Here is a 17,064-nt window from a genome sequence, read left to right as displayed (position 1 = left end):
CTACAGATCCAACAACCTTCCGGCATCGTGATCAGGTCTTTATAGCCTGAATTACGAGCCGGTTTTTTTTCAAAACCTCCTATCCCGCTTTCACAGCATAAAAAAAGCCGACGGCAAACTTGGCGTTTGTCCGTCCAGCTTTGTATGGGGCTTATCCGGCAGCCCCTTTCTGCTCGCCTACCGCGACTGGCGGTAGCGCTGCGCATATTCCTTCGCCTGCTCGGGCGTCGTGACCCGATTGCGGCTCCATTCCAGCAAAATCCGGTCGATGTAGCGAAAATACACCTTTCCGGCAAACACCGCTTCCTTCAGCGCCGTCAGAATCAGCTCCTCGCGGTAGCGGTCCTTGTCCAGCCAGCCGCTGATCGTCTCCAGCTCCATCGGCGTCAGCGGACGGGCGAATTCCTGCTCGAAAATCCCGTAGACGCTCGTATCCGCCCGCAGCGCCCCTGCCGCATCGTCCGCCGGCCACTGCAGCGCCCCTGAGCCTGCTCCTCCCCCGCTGACGGCATGTCCGGCGGCTGCGATCTCCGGCTCGGGCCGGCTGAGCACAAACGCCGCCAGCTTGCCGTAGAGCGGAGCCAGATTATAGCGCTCGAAGCGGATGCCCGACGCGGCCTCAACGCCTTCGTCAATCGCAATCCAGCCGTCATGCAGCAGCTTCTGCAGCGCGCCTGTCACCTGCTCGGCGCTGGCCGACATCCGCGCCACCATCTCCTCCGGCGTCGGAAAGCCGTTGCCCTCCAAGCCCGTGAACGCGAGCAGATGAATCAGCAGCAGCGCTTCGGCGTCGCTCAGGCGCAGCTCCCGATAATGGCGCAGCAGCAAAGCCGGCACGCCGACATCGCGCTCACTGAGCGCAGCAGCCATCACCGCTTCGGCCCGCTTCGGCCATGCGTCGCTTTTTAACATCGGTTCCCTCTCCCTTATCTCCCAGCCTGACCCTATCGCTACGGATAGAGCCGGTACAACAGACGCGGGAACGGAATCGTCTCCCGCACGTGATCCAGCCCGCAAATCCACGCCACCGTTCGCTCCAGCCCGAGCCCGAAGCCCGAATGCGGCACCGAGCCGTATTTGCGCAGGTCCAGATACCATTGATACGCTTCCTTGGACAGCTCATGCTCCTGAAAGCGCAACTCGATCAGCTCCGGATCGTCGATCCGCTGGCTGCCGCCGATAATTTCCCCATAACCTTCAGGCGCAATCAAATCGGCGCACAGCACAACCTCCGGCCGCTGCGGGTCCGGCTTCATATAAAACGCCTTGATCGCCGTCGGATAATGTGTAATGAACACCGGCTTGGCGAACTGCTCGGCAATCGCCGTTTCGTGCGGCGCGCCAAAGTCCTCGCCCCATTCGAACTCGAAGCCCTTGCTGTGCAGGAACGCCACCGCCTCGTCGTATGTCATCCGCGGGAACGTCCCCTGTACCTGCTCCAGCTTCGACACGTCGCGCTCCAGCGTTTCCAGCTCCTTGCGGCAGTTTGTCAGCACGGACTGTACGATATGGCCGATCAATTGCTCCTGCACTTGCAGATTTTCCACATGGTCCACAAAGGCCATCTCCGGCTCGATCATCCAGAATTCGATCAAATGCCGGCGTGTCTTCGACTTCTCGGCGCGGAACGTCGGCCCGAATGAATACACCCGGCCCAGCGCCATTGCCGCCGCCTCCATGTATAGCTGGCCGCTTTGCGTCAGGTACGCGTCCTCGTCAAAATATTTCGTGTGAAACAGATTCGTCGTCCCTTCGCACGAAGATGGCGTCAAAATCGGCGGATCGACCAGATGAAAGCCGCGTTCGTTAAAAAACTGCTGGATCGCCTGCACGATTTGCGCGCGAATCACCAGAATCGCCCGCTGGCGCGGACTGCGAATCCACAAATGCCGATGATCCATCAAAAAATCGGTGCCGTGTTCCTTGGGCGTAATCGGATATTCCTCCGTCAGCTGGAGAATCTCGATCCCCTCGACATCCAGCTCATAGCCGCCCTTGCTGCGCGGGTCCTCTTTGACCCGGCCGGTGACGTAGAGCGAGCTTTCCTGCGTCAGCTTCGACGCCGCTTCCCACGCCGCTTCGCCGACCTCGCTTTTCACCGCAATCGCCTGTATGTATCCGGAGCCGTCGCGCAGCTGTAAAAATTGAATTTTGCCGCTGGAGCGCTTTTTGTGCAGCCAGCAGCCGATCGTGACCGTTTCACCGACATGGTGTTGGACTTCCCTGATGGTGCATTTCATGGCGAATCGCTCCCTTCGGTACTTCTTTCTCTTCTCTGGAAGTCCGGTGAAAATCCAGTGTCCTCCGGTCGATAGCGGTTCCCGCTCACTGTTCCAACTCCCTATCGACTCGCCGGCCACTTTTTCACCGGACTTCTAGCGCACCAGCGCATACGTATCGCGCGCTATCATCCATTCCTCATTGGTCGGAATGACCAGGACCTCCACGCGCGAGGACGCCGCGGAAATCCGGCGCTCACCCTTGTAGCCGCGCCCGTTCTTCACCTCGTCCAGCTCCACGCCGAGGAAGGTCAGCTCGCGGCAGACCGCGCTGCGCAGACGCTCGGAATTTTCTCCGACGCCGGCCGTAAACACCAGCGCGTCCATTCCGTTCAGCGCCGCAGCATACGCGCCGATATATTTGCGCAGCCGGTAGGCGTACATCTCGAAGGCCAGCGCGGCGTTGCTATCGCCCGCGTCCATCGCTCCTTCGATCTCCCGCATATCGCTGCTGAGGCCGGACACCGCCTGCAGACCGCTGTGCTTGTTCAGCATCGAGCTGACCTCGCTCAAGGTCAGCTCCTCCTTGCCCATCGTATACGGCACGATGGCCGGATCGAGATCGCCGCTGCGCGTGCCCATCATCAGCCCTTCGAGCGGCGTCATCCCCATGCTCGTATCGATTGAGCGTCCGCCCAGCACGGCGGCGCAGCTCGCCCCGTTGCCGATATGGCACGTGACGAGCTTGAGCGCAGCCAGCGGACGCTCCAGGAACGCCGCGGCGCGCTCGCTGACGTAGTGGTGCGACGTGCCGTGAAAGCCGTACCGCCGCACCTTGTGCTTGCGGTACAGCGCCATTGGCACCGGATACAAATACGCCGCAGGCGGCATCGTCTGATGGAACGCCGTATCGAATACGACAACCTGCGGCACGCCGGGCATGTTCGCTTCCACGGCGTTGATGCCGAGCAGCGCGGCCGGATTGTGCAGCGGCGCCAGATCGAACAGCCGGCGAATTTCCCGCTTGACGTCTTCGTCGACGCGCACCGACGCCCGGAACGATTCGCCGCCGTGTACGACGCGATGCCCGACCGCTTCGATCTCCGCCGCCGTCTTGAGCACGCCGTGCTGCGGATGCACGAGCAAATCGAGCACGCGGCGGATCGCCGTCGTATGGTCGAGAATTTCGCTGACCTCGCTCACATCCGGCTTGCCTTCCGGCTCGTGCGTCAGCAGCGCCGTATCCATTCCGATGCGCTCCACCTTGCCTTTGGCCAGCACCCGTCCTTCGCTCATGAAGTACAGCTGATATTTCAGCGACGAGCTGCCTGCATTAATGACAAGCACATTCATATGCGGTCACCGTCCTTGTCATAGCGGAAAAAACCTTCGCCCGTCTTGACGCCCAAATGGCCGGCGCGCACCATCTGCTTGAGCAAAAACGACGGTCTGTACTTCAAATCCCCGTACTCGCGGAACAGCCGCTCCAGCGAATCGAGCACCGAATCCAATCCGAAACGATCGCACATCTCCAGCGGACCGTAGCGGAAGTCGTAGCCGATACGCATCGCGTTATCGATATCCTCGGCAGAAGCGACGCCTTCTGCTAGCGTATGCATCGCTTCGTTAATCAATGTACCGATCAGCCGGGTGGTAATAAAACCCGGTGACTCGTACACCTTGATGCTCTTTTTTTCCAGCGTGTCGTCAATAAATTCCCGGGTCCGCTCAAACGTATCATCCGACGTCTTCAGCCCGCGGACGATTTCCACCAGCGCAATTTTGGATACCGGATGCAAAAAGTGCACGCCGATAACCCGCTCCGGCGTTTTCGTCGCCGCCGCCAGCTCCGTCAGGCTCAGCGTCGACGTATTGCTGGCCAGCACCGTATCCGGCCGCACGACCGGATCTAGCGCAGCAAACACGCGCTTCTTCGCCTCCAAATCCTCGGTGATCGTCTCAATCACCATGTCGCAGCCCGACAGCTCCTCAAGCTGCAGCACAAAGCCGATTCGGGCCAGAATCAGCTTCTTTTCCGCCTCCGTCAGCGCCCAGCGTTCCATTTGCTTGTCGAGGCTCAGCGTAATCATATCCAGCGTATGCGCGAGCTTCTCCGGCGATTTTTCAACCAGCAGCACTTCCAGTCCCTTGGCAGCCAGCATCTCGGCGATGCCCTGTCCCATCGTTCCTCCTCCAACAACTCCGATCCGTTTCAGCGGCATAGTCAAGTCTCCTTTTCGGGCAATGGCGAGAAATTTCTTCCTCTTCATCATACATCGTTTTGCCGCGGTTTTCACTGTAGTATGTCAAAAAGCCGCTCTTTTCAGAGCGGCTTCTTGACAATTCGTTGAACGCGCAACATCAGGCCGATTGCGTATGTCCGTCCCGCCCGCTGTCGGCACCGTCGGCCAGCAAAGCGCGGAACGCATCCCCGGACAGCACTTCCTCCTTGAGCAAAATATCCAGCGACGACGCAAACACCGGACGCTTGCTTTCCAGCAGCTCGCGCGTTCGCGCCGCCAGCTCATCGAGAATGCGCGCATTCTCCTTCATCAGCTCCTCCTTCGTCACCATATCGCGGTCGACGATACCCAGTGAAGTCAAGCCGGCGTCGATCATATTGCGAACCATCTGCAGCGCCTGCTCGAAATCATTGCGCGAGCCCGTGCTGCGCCCGCCGTAGAACATTTCCTCAGCCGTCGCTCCGCCGAGCGCAACCATAATCTGCTCCTCGATATAACGCTTCGTGTACAAATAATGATCCTGCGGCGGATTGTGCCGCACATAGCCAAGCGCCTTGCCGCGCGGCGACACCGTCACCTGCGAAACCGAGCCGGGACGCACGATTTCGGCGACAATGGCATGGCCAAGCTCATGATAAGCGACGCGTTCCTTCTCCTCCGACGCCGCTTCGCGATCCGTCCGTTCGCCCAGCATCACCTTGTCAATCGCATGGGCCAAATGCTGCTGGGCAATCTCCTTCGCTTCGTCGCGCAGCGCATAAATCGCCGCTTCGTTCAGCACGCTTTCGAGCTGCGCGCCTGAGAAGCCGAAGGTTTGCTCAGCCACCCTGTCGAGCGTAACGCCGGCCGCCAGCGGCTTGTTGCGCGCATGAATTTCCAGAATCGAAAGCCGACCCTTTTTGTCGGGTAAATCCACCTCGATGTGCCGGTCAAAACGGCCCGGCCGCAGCAGCGCGCTGTCCAGCATCTCCTTGCGATTCGTCGCGGCAATGATCAAAAGACGCGGCGTATCGTTTGTATGAATGCCGTCCATTTCGGTCAGCAGCTGATTCAGCGTCTGATCGTATTCGCGGTGCTGGCCGCCTTGCCGCTGACCGCCGATCACGTCGATCTCGTCGATAAACACCACCGCATTCTCCTTGCCTTCCTTCGCCGCCCGCGTCCGTGCTTCCTTGAACAGATCGCGCACGCGGCTGGCCCCGACGCCGACATACATCTCGACAAACTCACTGCCGGACGCCGCGACGAACACGGAATTCGTATAATGCGCTGCGGCTTTGGCCATCAGCGTTTTGCCCGTTCCCGGCGGCCCGGTCAGCAAAATGCCCTTCAACGGCCGGATGCCGAGCTGTTGAATCTCATCGTGCTTGATTAAAAAATCGAGCGCCTCCATCAGCTCGCGCTTCGCCCGCTCCTGACCGCCGATTTGATCAAAGGTCAAATAAGAGGGTGCACGGTTTTTGCTCTTGCGCTCGCCCGTCGCTACGCCCACGCCGCCGCGGCTGCGGATCATGTACCACACCGACACGGCCAGCACCGCCGTGAACAGAAGCGGCACGACATTGATGCCCACAAAGGCTAAAAAAACAAGCAGCACCGGCACAGCGCCGATGCAAATTTCTTTGCCGTATTTACTCATTCGGCCACACCCCCATCGTGCCGCCCGTCCGCGGCAGCATCACAAACTTGCAGGCTTGCCCGTCGGTCAAGCGAACATACACATACTGATCGTCCATCTGCGTATCGACGGCAAGTCCGCCCAGATCGGCCGCCTGCTGCTCCAGCGTCGCCGGGATATCGGCGTAATGCTTCGTCTCCATCGCTTGAGCGACCCCGAACAGCGCCTTCGACCACCATGTGTCGAGCGTCTGCGACGACGCGCTGCCCGCCACGTCGAACCGCAGCGTCCGCTTGCCGATCTGCGCCGCGCCCTCCGAGGCGATGCGCTCAACCACGCTGCGCAAATCGGCGTCGGCGGCCAGCGTCAGCTTGACGTCAACAGTACCGCTGCTCAGCTTGACGTCGGACTGTACGACGCCGGGAACCTTTTGCACCACAGCAGACAACGGATTTTCCATAGCCAGGCTATTGTAAGCGAACCATCCCCCGAATAATACGGCCGATGTAATCACCAAACTTAAAACGACAGGTAAGAGACGCAGCTTCATCAGTCAACGTCCCCCTTTCTATGCGCTATTTGATTGCTGAAACGCTATACGCAAAGTATATCACAAGATATTGACGCAAGCGCCAAGCAATGTGTGGAAACAAAAAAAAGCCCAGTCTATTGCAGACTGAGCCGGTACGTATCCAGATAAGCGCCATCCTTGAAGCCGTAGTAATCGTAAAAATACCTGACGCCTGCGGCTTCTTTTTTTTTGTAAAACACTTCCCACACATAGTTGCCGCCCAGCTCGCCGGGCAGCACCCGCAGCACCTCCAGCGCCGGGTCCTTCGCGGCCATTTTCTCGCGAATCTGCTGCTCATTGACCGCTTCGTCAGCCATTTCGGTATGTATACCGTTCGCTGTCACCCAGACGATCACCGGCTGGCCGATTTTGTCTGAACCAAAAACGACATGCATCGGCTCATCGCCGTAGAACGACTCCACCCGCTCCGCTTTTGCCAAAATCGACTTCTCGTACGCCGTGTTCACGGCCTGCGCATCATCGCGCCAATGCTCGCCCTGCACGCTGGCATAAAACCGCGCGAGCACGACGATTAGCGTCGCTGCAATGAACAAGCCCAGCACCGTCCATCTTCTCCACGTCACCGTCGCTCGCCTCCGCCTTCGCTCAAGTTGTGGCGCTTCGCCCCGTCCGCTTCTCAACCGACCAGCGACTGGAAGCAGCTTTGGAATTCCCGCTTGATCTTCTCTTCGTCCAGCGTCAGGCATTCGCCCTTGCGCACGATCCATTGCCCGTCAATGCAGACGTCGACTACATCTTTTGCCGATGCGGAGTACACAATATGAGAGATGAAGTCAGTTTTCGGGAGAAAATGCGGCTGATCGATGTCCAGCGCGATGAAATCGGCCTTCATGCCGGCTTTGAGCTGACCGACATCATTCAGCCAGATCGATTCGGCTCCGAGCCTGGTGCCCATACGCAGCGCCTCTGTCGCCGGAACGGCCACCGGATCGCCGGATACGCCTTTGTGAATCAAAGCGGCCAGACGCATTTCCTCGAACATGTCGAGATTGTTGTTGGATGCCGCGCTATCCGTACCCAGCGACACCTTCACGCCCGCTTTAAGCAGCTCCGGCACGCGCGCCACGCCGCTCGCCAGCTTGAGGTTGCTGCCCGGATTGTGCGAGATGCGCACATCGTATTTGCTCAACGTCGCGATCTCTTCATCGGTCAGATGGACGCCGTGAGCGACCAGCGTCGGCCGCGTAAACACGCCCAGCTTCTCCAGATGCGCAACGGGACGCAAGCCGTATTGGTCGACGTTGGCTTGCACCTCGCGGCTTGTCTCGGACATGTGCGTGTGCAGCGGCAGGTTCAAATCGTGAGCCGCCTGAACGATCCGCTCGATGTAGTCCGGCGGACAGGTATACGGCGCGTGCGGCGACATCATCGTCGTAATGCGGCCGCCGGCTCGTCCGTGCCAGGTGCGGGCGAATTCCGTCGCTTCCTTTAATTTCGCATCCTGCACCTCGGGCGGACACAATCCGATCACGCCGCGGGCCAGACAACCGCGCATCCCGGACAATTCGACAGCCTGTGCTACCTCATGCATATGATCGTACATGTCAACGAACGTCGTCGTGCCGCCCTTGACCATTTCCAGAATCGCCAGCAGCGTGCCCCATTTGACGTCATTAGCCGTAAATTTCGCTTCCATCGGCCACATTTTCGTCTCCAGCCACACCTGCAGCGCCATATCGTCGCCCCAGCCGCGCAGCAGCGACATGGCCGCATGGCCGTGCGTATTGACCAAACCGGGCATGTACAGCTTGTTCGTGCCGTCGATCACTTCATCGTAGCTGTTGCGCGGCTCCGGTTCGCTTTCGCCGATGTAGGTAATGCTGCCGTTTTCCATGACCATGCTGCCTTTTATCCAAGGCGCCGTCTCATCTGCCGTGATGAAAAGACCGCCTGCAATCAACGTTTTTGCCATGCTTCTTCATCCTCTTTTCCATACCTTTATATATAAGTAAACGTCACTTTTTCCAATGTACAACTTCACGCAGCCAAAATCAAGAAACGATCGCTTACGGAACTTGCGATTGGGCATTGCTTTCCCTATGAGAATTTGATATTTTTAATTTCGTGAGTTTTCTTTCCAAAATGCGCTATATTTCGCGTGGCGCCTGTTAACCGTCAGTCAATTTTACCAGCTATCAACCAACCTTAGGAGGGTTTTATGACAACGCTGTTCACAAAAAAAGGAGAAGCCGACTTTCTTCAGCTTCTCATCCGTTCGGCCGAGAACGCGCTGCAAGCTGCGCAAATGTTCCGGACCGCCATGATGGGCGAAAAGCCGCCGACCCATTTCATCCAGGCTATCAACGATCTGGAGCATCAGGGCGACTCGATCACGCACGAAATTTTCAAAGGCTTGAACAAAGCGTTCATCACGCCGCTGGATCGGGAAGACATCATGGAGCTGGCCTCCAAGCTGGATGACGTGACGGACGGGATTGAAGCGACGATCGCCCGATTTGACTACTTGTACATTGAGACGACGGATGCGCTAATGCAGGAATTTTCCGGGGTGATTGTGGCCTCGTGCCAGCACATTCTCGACGCCTTCAAGCTGCTCGCGAAAAAGAAATATATGCAGATTACCGAACACACCGTCCAGATCAACAGTCTGGAAAATGACGGCGACCGACTGATGCGCGAAGGCATCCGGCAAATTTTCAAGGCCAAAAAAGATCCGTATGAGGATTTCAAGCTGAAGGAAATTTATGAGCGCCTGGAAGAGACGACCGATGCGTGCGAAGACGTCGCGAACATTCTGGAGAGCGTCGTTCTGCGGTACTCGTAAGAAACGGCTCGGAGGGAAAACATGCTGACATTATTGTTCGTTATCGTGGCGCTGGCCCTGCTCTTCGACTTTATTAACGGATTTCACGATACGGCCAACGCCATCGCCACCTCCATCTCGACCCGGGCTCTGCCGCCGCGCATCGCGGTGCTGATGGCCGCTGTGCTGAACTTCATCGGCGCCATCGTGTCTTCGGGCGTCGCCAAAACGGTCGGCGGCAAAGTCGCCAATCCGGCAACCATTCCGCATGGCGTTGAAATCGTCATTGCGGCGCTGCTGTCGGCAATCATCTGGAATCTGGTCACGTGGTATTACGCGATCCCGTCCTCCTCCTCGCATACGCTGCTCGGCTCGCTCGCCGGAGCGGTCATTGCCGGAGCCGGTTTCGACTCTGTGAACTGGAGCGGCTTCACGCAAATCATTCTGATTCTCGTGCTTTCGCCGATTGTCGCTTTCGCTGCGGGCTACCTCATTATGGCTATTATCAAATACATCGTGATCTGGAAAGGCAATACGTCGCGCTCGAAGCTGAACCGCGTATTCCGCATTTTGCAGGTCGTATCGGCGGTGCTGCTGTCGTTCTCGCACGGCGGCAATGACGCGCAAAAGGCGATGGGCATTATCGTGTTTGGTCTCGTAGCAGCCAACAAGCAAGTCGGCCTCGACGTGCCGCTCTGGGTCAAGGTTGCTGCGGCGATTGCCATGGGTCTTGGCACCTCGATCGGCGGCTGGCGCATCATCAAGACGATCAGCCGGAAAATTATCAAAATCGAGCCGATCAACGGCTTTGCATCCGATTTGACCTCGTCGATTGTCATTCAGACGTCCACGCACTTCGGCATGCCGCTGTCGACGACGCACGTCATTTCGTCTTCGATTATCGGTACCGGCAGCGTCATGCGCTTCCATGAGGTCAAATGGGCCACTGTCGGCCGTATGATCGTCACCTGGATCATTACGATCCCGATCAGCATCGTGCTGGCTTATCTGATTTTTTCACTGCTGTTCAAGCTGCTTTTCCCGGTTTAACTCATGCAAGCTGCGTTATTATTTCGCAGAAACGGACAAGCGTCCCTGCCCGGCTTTCGGGAGGGACGCTTTTTTTGGCTGTCTGTTATTCATCCAGATAGTAGGCCAGACTTTGCAGCTCGGTCGTAAAATCAGCGTGATGCACGCGCACGTCGCCCGGTACCTTGATGATCACTGGCGCAAAATTGAGAATCGCTTCAACGCCGGCTTCAACGAACTGCATCGCGACGTTTTGCGCTTCAGCCGCAGGAACGGTAATAATGCCGATGCGCACGCCGAGGCGGGCAATCGTTTCCTTGAGCTCCTCCATCGGCTGCACCAGCAAGTTGTTGATCGCTTCGCCAGCCTTGCCAGGAAAATCGTCAAACACAGCGACAATCTTCATATCGTTACGCAGATACGTGTTGTAATTGCACAACGCGCGGCCGAGATTGCCCGCGCCCACCAGCGCAACCGGCAAATGACGGTCCAGCTTGAGAATTTGCCGGATTTTTTCAATCAGATAGCCGACATCGTAGCCAATGCCTTTTTTGCCGAATTCGCCGAAATAGGCCAAATCCTTGCGGATTTGCGCCGGATTCAAATCCAGCTTGTGACCCAAGTCCTGCGAGGAGACCGTCATCGTATTTTTCATCGCCAGCTCGTTTAAATACCGCAGGTAAATCGGCAGCCGCCGCACGACCGCTTCGGAAATTTTCAGCGTCTTCAAACCAGCACCTCCCCCATCCATTCGCGAATTCTGGGCACCATTTGCTCCGTCGTCATGTGCTCAATTTTCGGTCCTGGGAGCGAGTACAGAAAATATTTGCCGTATTGCGTATCAATCACCCGGGTATCATAAATAATGACGATGCCTTTGTCCGAAGCGCGGCGGACAAGCCGGCCGAACCCCTGCTTGAAGCGGATGACCGCTTGCGGCACGGAAAACTTCATGAATGGATTGCCGCCGCTTTTTTTGATATTGTCGCATTTGGCTTCAATCAGCGGATGATTCGGCGGCTGGAACGGCAGGCGAATGATCGCCAGACAGCTCAGCGCCTCGCCGGGAATGTCCACGCCCTCCCAGAACGAGCTGGTGCCAAGCAGCACGCAGGCGCTGTGCTCCTGGAACATGCGCGTCAGCTTGCTCCGGTTGCCGCTGTCGACGCCTTGGCCAAGCACGTGAATGCCTTGCGGCTTCAAACGCTCCTTCAAAGCGCCGTGCACCAGCTTGAGCATCCGGTTGGACGTGAACAGCACGAGCATTCGGCCCTTCGTCGCCACGGCCACATCGCCCAGCGACTTCACCAGCGCGTCGATGAAGACGCTGTCCCCCGCCGCGCCGCGTATTGTCGGAAAATCGCGCGGGATGCAGACAAGCGCCTGCTCGCGGTAATTGAACGGCGAGGGCAGCTGCACGGTTTTGAGCTTGCCGGCTTGCCCCTGAAGCTGCTCCGGCTGCGGTACATTTAGACCAAGCTGGTCGGCTGCATACTGGAACGATTTGTTCACGGACAACGTCGCCGACGTCAGGATGATGCTGTCTTTCGTCTCGAAAAAATGCTGCTGCAGCAACGAACTGACGTCGGTTGGCACACTGATCAGCTGCAGGGAGCGGCTTTTGGCATACGTTCCCGCTTCCATCCAATACACGAACCCCGCGTCCTCCATCTTGATGAAAAACTCCAGCGCGTCGCGATGTCCGTGCAGCTCCTTCAGGGTGCCCCCCAGATCGGTGATCAGGCTCTGCACCTCATAGACCTCCTGTACCTCCTTGATCTCGGCTGTGAGCCGCTCCAGGCCGCGCAGCAGCTCACCCAGCCCGCTGACCAGCGCCTGGCCCTGCTCGGTCAAATCCGGCCACGTCGCAGGCAACGTATCCGGCTTCATCCGCAGCACGTATTGCGACGATTCCGACTGCGACGGATCGCTGCTTTTGGCCGCCAAATGCTCGTACAGGCTTTCGCTCAGCGCCTCCCAGCGGTCCTTGACGTCCAGCACCTTGGGCAGCAGCCCATCGGCCGTCTCCGCCCAAGCCGCAGCCCGCTCGTCGCCGTCAAAACGCTGCAGCCGGAACCGCAGCATCGGCAGCTGACCGCTGCGATGATCCTTGTATAGCCATTGCAGGGTATGATAAAACGCCGATGAATGCAGCTCGATGCCCAAATGCTTGCTCGCGACCTCTTCAAAATGATGGGCCTCGTCGATAATCAAATGCTTGTAATGCGGCAGCAGCCGGTTATCGGCTTTCATGTCGGTAAACAGCAGCGAATGGTTCGTTATGACGACATCGGCCGTATTGGCGTGATGGCGAGCGCGATGATAGAAGCATTTTTTGAACCACGGGCACATCCGGTTCAGGCAGGAATCCGTATCGCTGGCCACCGTATGCCAGAACTGAGGCCCCTTGTTGCCAAAATGCAGCTCCTCTTCGTCCCCGTGCTCGGTCTCGCTCAGCCAGACGACCATTTGCGCCGCCGTCAGCGGATCCTCCTTGCCGTTCTCGTAGTCGCTGACCGCCAGCTTGTTCTCGAATTTGCGCAAGCACAAATAGTGACTGCGTCCCTTGAGCACCGCCGCTTTGAAGCCAATGGGGAAAATGCCGTGCAAAAGCGGAATATCGCGCTCGCGCAGCTGCTCCTGCAAATTGATCGTATGCGTGCTCACGATCACCTTCTTGTCCTGCTGAATGCCGTAATACAACGAAGGAATCAGATAGGCGAGCGATTTGCCCGTACCCGTGCCCGCTTCAATCATCAGATGCCGCTCCGCTTGCAGAGCGTCCTCCACCTCACGAATCATCTGCTCCTGCGCTTCCCGATCCTCGTACACCTCAAAGCGGCTTTGCAGCGTCGTCTTCAGCCCGGCATAAAACGCGTCAAACGACGGCGTCAGCTCCATCGCCTCATGCGGCGCGCGCACGTCCTCTTCCTCGTCCCAATCGCCGACATTGATCGTAAACTGCCGGAAGTAGCGCTGCTCATCCGTATCCACAGCCGTCGTCTGCTCCTTGAAAGCGCGAATTTCATCCAGAAACCAGCCCAAATCGCCTGAACCGTTTTCAAAAATCCGCGTTATCCGCTGTACGGTCAAAAGCGGCAGTCCGAGCAGCCGCTGCAAACAAATAATCCAGATCAGCGCCGTCACCTCAGCATCGCTATCGGCTTGATGCGGCCGCTCGTGATCCAGTCCGAACAAGCTCGCAACCATGCCGAGCTGCAGGCTCGTAATCGACGGAAACAAGATGCGCAGCAGATCCATCGTATCAAGTACGCGCCCGCTGAACGGCGGATAGCCGGTTTTCGTCAATCCGCGCTGCAAAAAAGCCAGATCAAAGCCGACGTTGTGCGCAACAAGCACACAATCGAACAGCAGAGGGAACATGTCGGCCATCACCTCGGCCAGTCCCGGCGCGTCTTCGACCATCTCATCGGTAATGCCTGTTAAAGCCGTAATCGAAGAAGGTATACGAACCCCCGGCTTAATCAGGGATGTATACCTGTCGACGATTTGCATTTCATCTATAATGACCAGTCCGACTTGAATGATCTCATCCGCGGCCTGGCTGCCTGTCGTTTCAAAATCCAACACAGCGAATTTCATGCCTTCCCACAATCCCTTCATCCTGCTGATGCTTCTTTTAGCATACCAAAACTGCCTGGGAAAAGGGAGTGCCGATCCGCATCGTTTTACGCTTCGTCCAGATGGATGAGCGGCTCTACGCAGGACGGATCATGGCGGTACGCTTTTTGAAAATATTCGAAGGCTTTCTCCATATTCTGGTTCTGGATCTGAATACAGCCCATCGCATTATAGGAAATGGCCTTCATCTTGGTATTGTCGGTCAGCGGCAGCAGAAACTGAAAATGCCGGTACGCCTCCCCGTATTCCTCCTTGCGCAAATAACCCATTGCCACATACATGCGGGCCAGCACAAAATCGGGCTGGAGCGCCAGCAGCGCTTCAAACTCGCGAATAGCCTGATCGTACATGTTCAGCTTGTAAAAGCCTTGGCCGCGCTTGAACTCCTCGGACTCCTTGCCGGACATCTCCAGCTCCAGCAGCTCATTGTGCAAGGGCTCCGTATTGTCCGGCGCGGCGCTATACAGCTTGCCGAGCTTTTCCTCGAACTGCAGCCACGATTCGATGAACTCGTCGCTCATCGTTTTGAGCACCTGGAGCTGTTCGTCCAATGCTTCGCGCTGCTTGCCCGACGTATGCGGGTATTCCCTCTGGATTTCTTCCAGGACCTCGTTCATCGTGGAAAATAAATGCTTGAACATGTCGCATCCCACCTCATCTCCAAAGCTTAATCTCATTCTTTGTTAACGAGCGGGATTTCATGCGTCACGCTGCTCTCAAACACGCTTTACAGCACGGTCGAGTGCAGCTCTTCCTTCAACAGCTGGACAACGCGGTTATTCTCGCCCATGATCGCCACGGTCGGCCGATGCTTGCGGGCTTCCTCGTCGCTCATCATCGCATAGGAGACGATAATGATCGTATCGCCGGTTTGCACCAGCCGGGCCGCTGCGCCGTTCAGGCAAATGACGCCCGAGCCGCGCGGCCCCGGAATAATATACGTTTCCAGACGCGCTCCGTTGTTATTGTTAACGATTTGCACCTTTTCGTTGGGGAGCATATCGACCTGATCGATCAAATCCTCATCGATCGTAATGCTGCCGACGTAATTCAGGTTCGCTTCCGTAACGGTTGCGCGGTGAATTTTCGCTTTCATCATCGTGCGGAACATGAGCGTCACTTCCTTATCGGTAAAATAAGATTGTCAATCAGCCGCGTTGCGCCGAATTTCACGGCGACAGCGACGAGAATCGACTCGTCTGCGGCGTCAGCCGCTGCTGCAAACGGCTCCAGCGAAGGAAATTGCAGCGCCTCGACATAATCGATCACAGCCAGCGGAGCTGTGCGGATATGGCCGGCCACGATGTCGACCAGCGCAGCCGCTGTCGGTTCGCTTTGCCCGGCGTACGCGGCGGCCAGCTGCAGCCCCTGCGATAGCACGAGCGCTTGACGGCGCTCTTCTTCGCTCAAATACACATTGCGCGAGCTGAGCGCCAGTCCGTCCGCTTCGCGTTGCGTCGGGCAAGGCACAATTTCGATATCCATATTCAAATCGCGGACCATCTGCTGAATAACAGCCACCTGCTGCGCGTCCTTCATGCCGAAAAACGCCCGGTCCGGCTGAACGATATGAAACAGCTTGCTGACCACAGTCGCTACGCCGTCAAAATGGCCGGGGCGCGAAGCCCCGCACAGCCGTTCCGTGACGCCAGCCACGGATACGGTCGTCCGATTGGGCCGCGGGTACATCTCCGCTACGTCCGGCATAAAGACCAGATCCGCGCCAGCGGCTTCGGCCACCTGCAAGTCACGCTCCGTATTGCGCGGATACCGCTCAAAATCTTCATTCGGTCCAAACTGCAGCGGATTGACAAAAATACTGAGCACAACCAGACCGCTTTGCTCCTTGGCCGTGCGCAGCAAACTGGCATGCCCTTCGTGCAAATACCCCATCGTCGGCACAAAGCCGATTCGGCCGTCGCCATGCTCACGGCGATATGCGGCCAGCTTGCCGCGCAGCTCCGCGATCCCGCTTACAACCTCCATGCGGCTCACCCCTTGTCCCCGTACAAATATTGCACGACATCGTTATCCATATGGAACGTGTGATCGGGACCGGGGAAGCTGCGAGCTTTGACTTCCTTGACGTATTCGCCTATGCCCGTGCGGATCGTTTCTCCCAGGTTGGCGTATGTTTTGACGAACTTGCGCGGCACGGACTCCGGTCCGTATTGCAGCAAATCGTGAAATACCAGCACCTGACCGTCGCAAGTCGCGCCGGCGCCAATGCCGATTGTCGTAATCGACAGCTGCTTGGTCAGCCATTCGGCAAGCTCGTCGGTGACCAGCTCGACCACGATTGCAAACGCGCCGGCTTGCTCCAGCGCCTTGGCGTCGGCGAGCAGCTTCTCGGCCTGCTCGGAGCTGCGGCCCTGCACCCGATAACCGCCGATCTGGTGTACCGATTGCGGGGTCAAGCCGATATGGCCAACCACGGGAACGCCTGCTTTGACGATGGCTTCCACGACCGGCGCCACCTCAGCGCCGCCCTCCAGCTTGACGGCCTTCGCGCCGCCCTCCTGCATCAGCCGGGCTACAGCCCGCATCGTCGAGTCAATGCTGCCGTGATACGTCAGAAACGGCAGATCAGCGACGACAAACGTCGAGCCGGCGCCGCGCACAACGGCGCGGGTGTGATACACGATGTCGTCTAGCGTAACCGGCAGCGTCGAATCATAGCCAAGCACGACGTTGCCGAGCGAATCGCCGACGAGAATGACGTCTACGCCCGCTTCCTCAGCCAGTCGAGCCGAAGGATAGTCGTACGCGGTCACGACTGCCAGCGGAACGCCGTCCATTTTCATTTTTTTGATTTTGGCCGTTGTTAACGGCTTGCGCTGTTCCATCACATTGATCCCAGCTTTCCGAATAAAATAAAAAGCCTTTTAGCCGCGAGCTAAAAAGGCTTACGATGCGCACACATTCATGTCATCAGCCTTCCGTCTCGGTCCCCGCAG

16 protein-coding genes are annotated in these 17,064 nt (G+C 57.6%); 2 read left to right on the top strand and 14 right to left on the bottom strand.

What is annotated here, in order from left to right; genetic code table 11:
* Positions 1-177: 177 nt before the first annotated feature.
* The 8 genes from B5M42_RS15785 to B5M42_RS15750 all read right to left on the bottom strand — a co-directional run bounded on the left by B5M42_RS15785 (position 178) and on the right by B5M42_RS15750 (position 8,584).
* Entirely contained in the window at positions 178-912 is a 735-nt protein-coding gene (locus tag B5M42_RS15785) for a DnaD domain-containing protein (protein ID WP_134750260.1), read from the bottom strand.
* Between the two features lie 38 nt (positions 913-950).
* Entirely contained in the window at positions 951-2,240 is a 1,290-nt protein-coding gene (gene asnS, locus B5M42_RS15780; protein ID WP_134750258.1) for an asparagine--tRNA ligase, read from the bottom strand.
* A 135-nt stretch (positions 2,241-2,375) separates the two neighbouring features.
* Positions 2,376-3,572: an acetate/propionate family kinase gene (locus B5M42_RS15775; protein WP_134750256.1), complete on the bottom strand. Its 1,197-nt coding sequence runs from the start codon at positions 3,570-3,572 to the stop codon at positions 2,376-2,378.
* Positions 3,569-4,441: a 3-hydroxyacyl-CoA dehydrogenase family protein gene (locus B5M42_RS15770; protein WP_134750254.1), complete on the bottom strand. Its 873-nt coding sequence runs from the start codon at positions 4,439-4,441 to the stop codon at positions 3,569-3,571. The genes B5M42_RS15775 and B5M42_RS15770 overlap by 4 nt, the downstream gene beginning before the upstream one ends.
* Before the next feature lie 139 nt (positions 4,442-4,580).
* The gene (locus B5M42_RS15765) at positions 4,581-6,101 is read right to left on the bottom strand and encodes an AAA family ATPase (protein ID WP_134750252.1); all 1,521 of its coding nucleotides are present in this window, start codon (positions 6,099-6,101) and stop codon (positions 4,581-4,583) included.
* Positions 6,094-6,630, bottom strand: a complete 537-nt coding sequence (locus B5M42_RS15760; RefSeq protein WP_209280656.1) for a hypothetical protein — start codon at positions 6,628-6,630, stop codon at positions 6,094-6,096. The genes B5M42_RS15765 and B5M42_RS15760 overlap by 8 nt, the downstream gene beginning before the upstream one ends.
* A 116-nt stretch (positions 6,631-6,746) precedes the next feature.
* Complete coding sequence (locus tag B5M42_RS15755) at positions 6,747-7,235, bottom strand: cell wall elongation regulator TseB-like domain-containing protein (RefSeq protein WP_230632943.1); 489 nt, start codon at positions 7,233-7,235, stop codon at positions 6,747-6,749.
* 53 nt (positions 7,236-7,288) lie between these two features.
* Entirely contained in the window at positions 7,289-8,584 is a 1,296-nt protein-coding gene (locus B5M42_RS15750) for an amidohydrolase (protein WP_134750248.1), read from the bottom strand.
* A 246-nt stretch (positions 8,585-8,830) separates the two neighbouring features.
* Between B5M42_RS15750 and B5M42_RS15745 the strand changes: the two genes are divergently transcribed.
* Both B5M42_RS15745 and B5M42_RS15740 read left to right on the top strand, forming a co-directional pair.
* Positions 8,831-9,457: a DUF47 domain-containing protein gene (locus B5M42_RS15745; RefSeq protein WP_134750246.1), complete on the top strand. Its 627-nt coding sequence runs from the start codon at positions 8,831-8,833 to the stop codon at positions 9,455-9,457.
* Positions 9,458-9,478: 21 nt separating this feature from the next.
* The gene (locus B5M42_RS15740) at positions 9,479-10,486 is read left to right on the top strand and encodes an inorganic phosphate transporter (RefSeq protein WP_134750244.1); all 1,008 of its coding nucleotides are present in this window, start codon (positions 9,479-9,481) and stop codon (positions 10,484-10,486) included.
* An 85-nt stretch (positions 10,487-10,571) separates the two neighbouring features.
* On the opposite strand, the gene B5M42_RS15735 is transcribed toward B5M42_RS15740, so the two are convergent.
* The 6 genes from B5M42_RS15735 to panB all read right to left on the bottom strand — a co-directional run bounded on the left by B5M42_RS15735 (position 10,572) and on the right by panB (position 16,953).
* The gene (locus B5M42_RS15735) at positions 10,572-11,195 is read right to left on the bottom strand and encodes a redox-sensing transcriptional repressor Rex (RefSeq protein WP_134750242.1); all 624 of its coding nucleotides are present in this window, start codon (positions 11,193-11,195) and stop codon (positions 10,572-10,574) included.
* Positions 11,192-14,068 carry an ATP-dependent DNA helicase DinG gene (gene dinG, locus B5M42_RS15730; protein ID WP_134750469.1) on the bottom strand — a complete coding sequence of 959 codons (2,877 nt, stop codon included), beginning with the start codon at positions 14,066-14,068 and terminating at the stop codon, positions 11,192-11,194. The genes B5M42_RS15735 and dinG overlap by 4 nt, the downstream gene beginning before the upstream one ends.
* An 86-nt stretch (positions 14,069-14,154) precedes the next feature.
* Positions 14,155-14,748 carry a tetratricopeptide repeat protein gene (locus B5M42_RS15725; protein ID WP_134750240.1) on the bottom strand — a complete coding sequence of 198 codons (594 nt, stop codon included), beginning with the start codon at positions 14,746-14,748 and terminating at the stop codon, positions 14,155-14,157.
* Between the two features lie 86 nt (positions 14,749-14,834).
* A complete protein-coding gene (gene panD / locus B5M42_RS15720) occupies positions 14,835-15,218 on the bottom strand; it encodes an aspartate 1-decarboxylase (protein ID WP_134750238.1) in 384 nt (127 codons plus the stop codon).
* Between the two features lie 5 nt (positions 15,219-15,223).
* Positions 15,224-16,093 (bottom strand): pantoate--beta-alanine ligase, encoded by an 870-nt coding sequence (panC, locus tag B5M42_RS15715; protein WP_134750236.1) that lies wholly within the window; start codon positions 16,091-16,093, stop codon positions 15,224-15,226.
* 5 nt (positions 16,094-16,098) lie between these two features.
* Complete coding sequence (gene panB / locus B5M42_RS15710; protein WP_134750467.1) at positions 16,099-16,953, bottom strand: 3-methyl-2-oxobutanoate hydroxymethyltransferase; 855 nt, start codon at positions 16,951-16,953, stop codon at positions 16,099-16,101.
* Positions 16,954-17,064 lie beyond the last annotated feature (111 nt).

Origin of the sequence: Paenibacillus athensensis, assembly GCF_004514475.2 — a bacterium.
Lineage (GTDB): Bacteria > Bacillota > Bacilli > Paenibacillales > NBRC-103111 > Paenibacillus_AL > Paenibacillus_AL athensensis.
This window is presented reverse-complemented; position numbering and strand designations above follow the sequence as displayed.

Coding starts and splice junctions, on each gene's coding strand:
- B5M42_RS15745 (WP_134750246.1), top strand. CDS start 8,831: ATGACAACGCTGTTCACAAAAAAAGGAGAAGCCGACTTTCTTCAGCTT.
- B5M42_RS15770 (WP_134750254.1), bottom strand. CDS start 4,441: ATGCCGCTGAAACGGATCGGAGTTGTTGGAGGAGGAACGATGGGACAG.
- asnS (WP_134750258.1), bottom strand. CDS start 2,240: ATGAAATGCACCATCAGGGAAGTCCAACACCATGTCGGTGAAACGGTC.
- panB (WP_134750467.1), bottom strand. CDS start 16,953: ATGGAACAGCGCAAGCCGTTAACAACGGCCAAAATCAAAAAAATGAAA.
- B5M42_RS15760 (WP_209280656.1), bottom strand. CDS start 6,630: ATGAAGCTGCGTCTCTTACCTGTCGTTTTAAGTTTGGTGATTACATCG.
- panD (WP_134750238.1), bottom strand. CDS start 15,218: ATGTTCCGCACGATGATGAAAGCGAAAATTCACCGCGCAACCGTTACG.
- panC (WP_134750236.1), bottom strand. CDS start 16,093: ATGGAGGTTGTAAGCGGGATCGCGGAGCTGCGCGGCAAGCTGGCCGCA.
- B5M42_RS15775 (WP_134750256.1), bottom strand. CDS start 3,572: ATGAATGTGCTTGTCATTAATGCAGGCAGCTCGTCGCTGAAATATCAG.
- B5M42_RS15785 (WP_134750260.1), bottom strand. CDS start 912: ATGTTAAAAAGCGACGCATGGCCGAAGCGGGCCGAAGCGGTGATGGCT.
- dinG (WP_134750469.1), bottom strand. CDS start 14,068: ATGAAATTCGCTGTGTTGGATTTTGAAACGACAGGCAGCCAGGCCGCG.
- B5M42_RS15725 (WP_134750240.1), bottom strand. CDS start 14,748: ATGTTCAAGCATTTATTTTCCACGATGAACGAGGTCCTGGAAGAAATC.
- B5M42_RS15740 (WP_134750244.1), top strand. CDS start 9,479: ATGCTGACATTATTGTTCGTTATCGTGGCGCTGGCCCTGCTCTTCGAC.
- B5M42_RS15750 (WP_134750248.1), bottom strand. CDS start 8,584: ATGGCAAAAACGTTGATTGCAGGCGGTCTTTTCATCACGGCAGATGAG.
- B5M42_RS15765 (WP_134750252.1), bottom strand. CDS start 6,101: ATGAGTAAATACGGCAAAGAAATTTGCATCGGCGCTGTGCCGGTGCTG.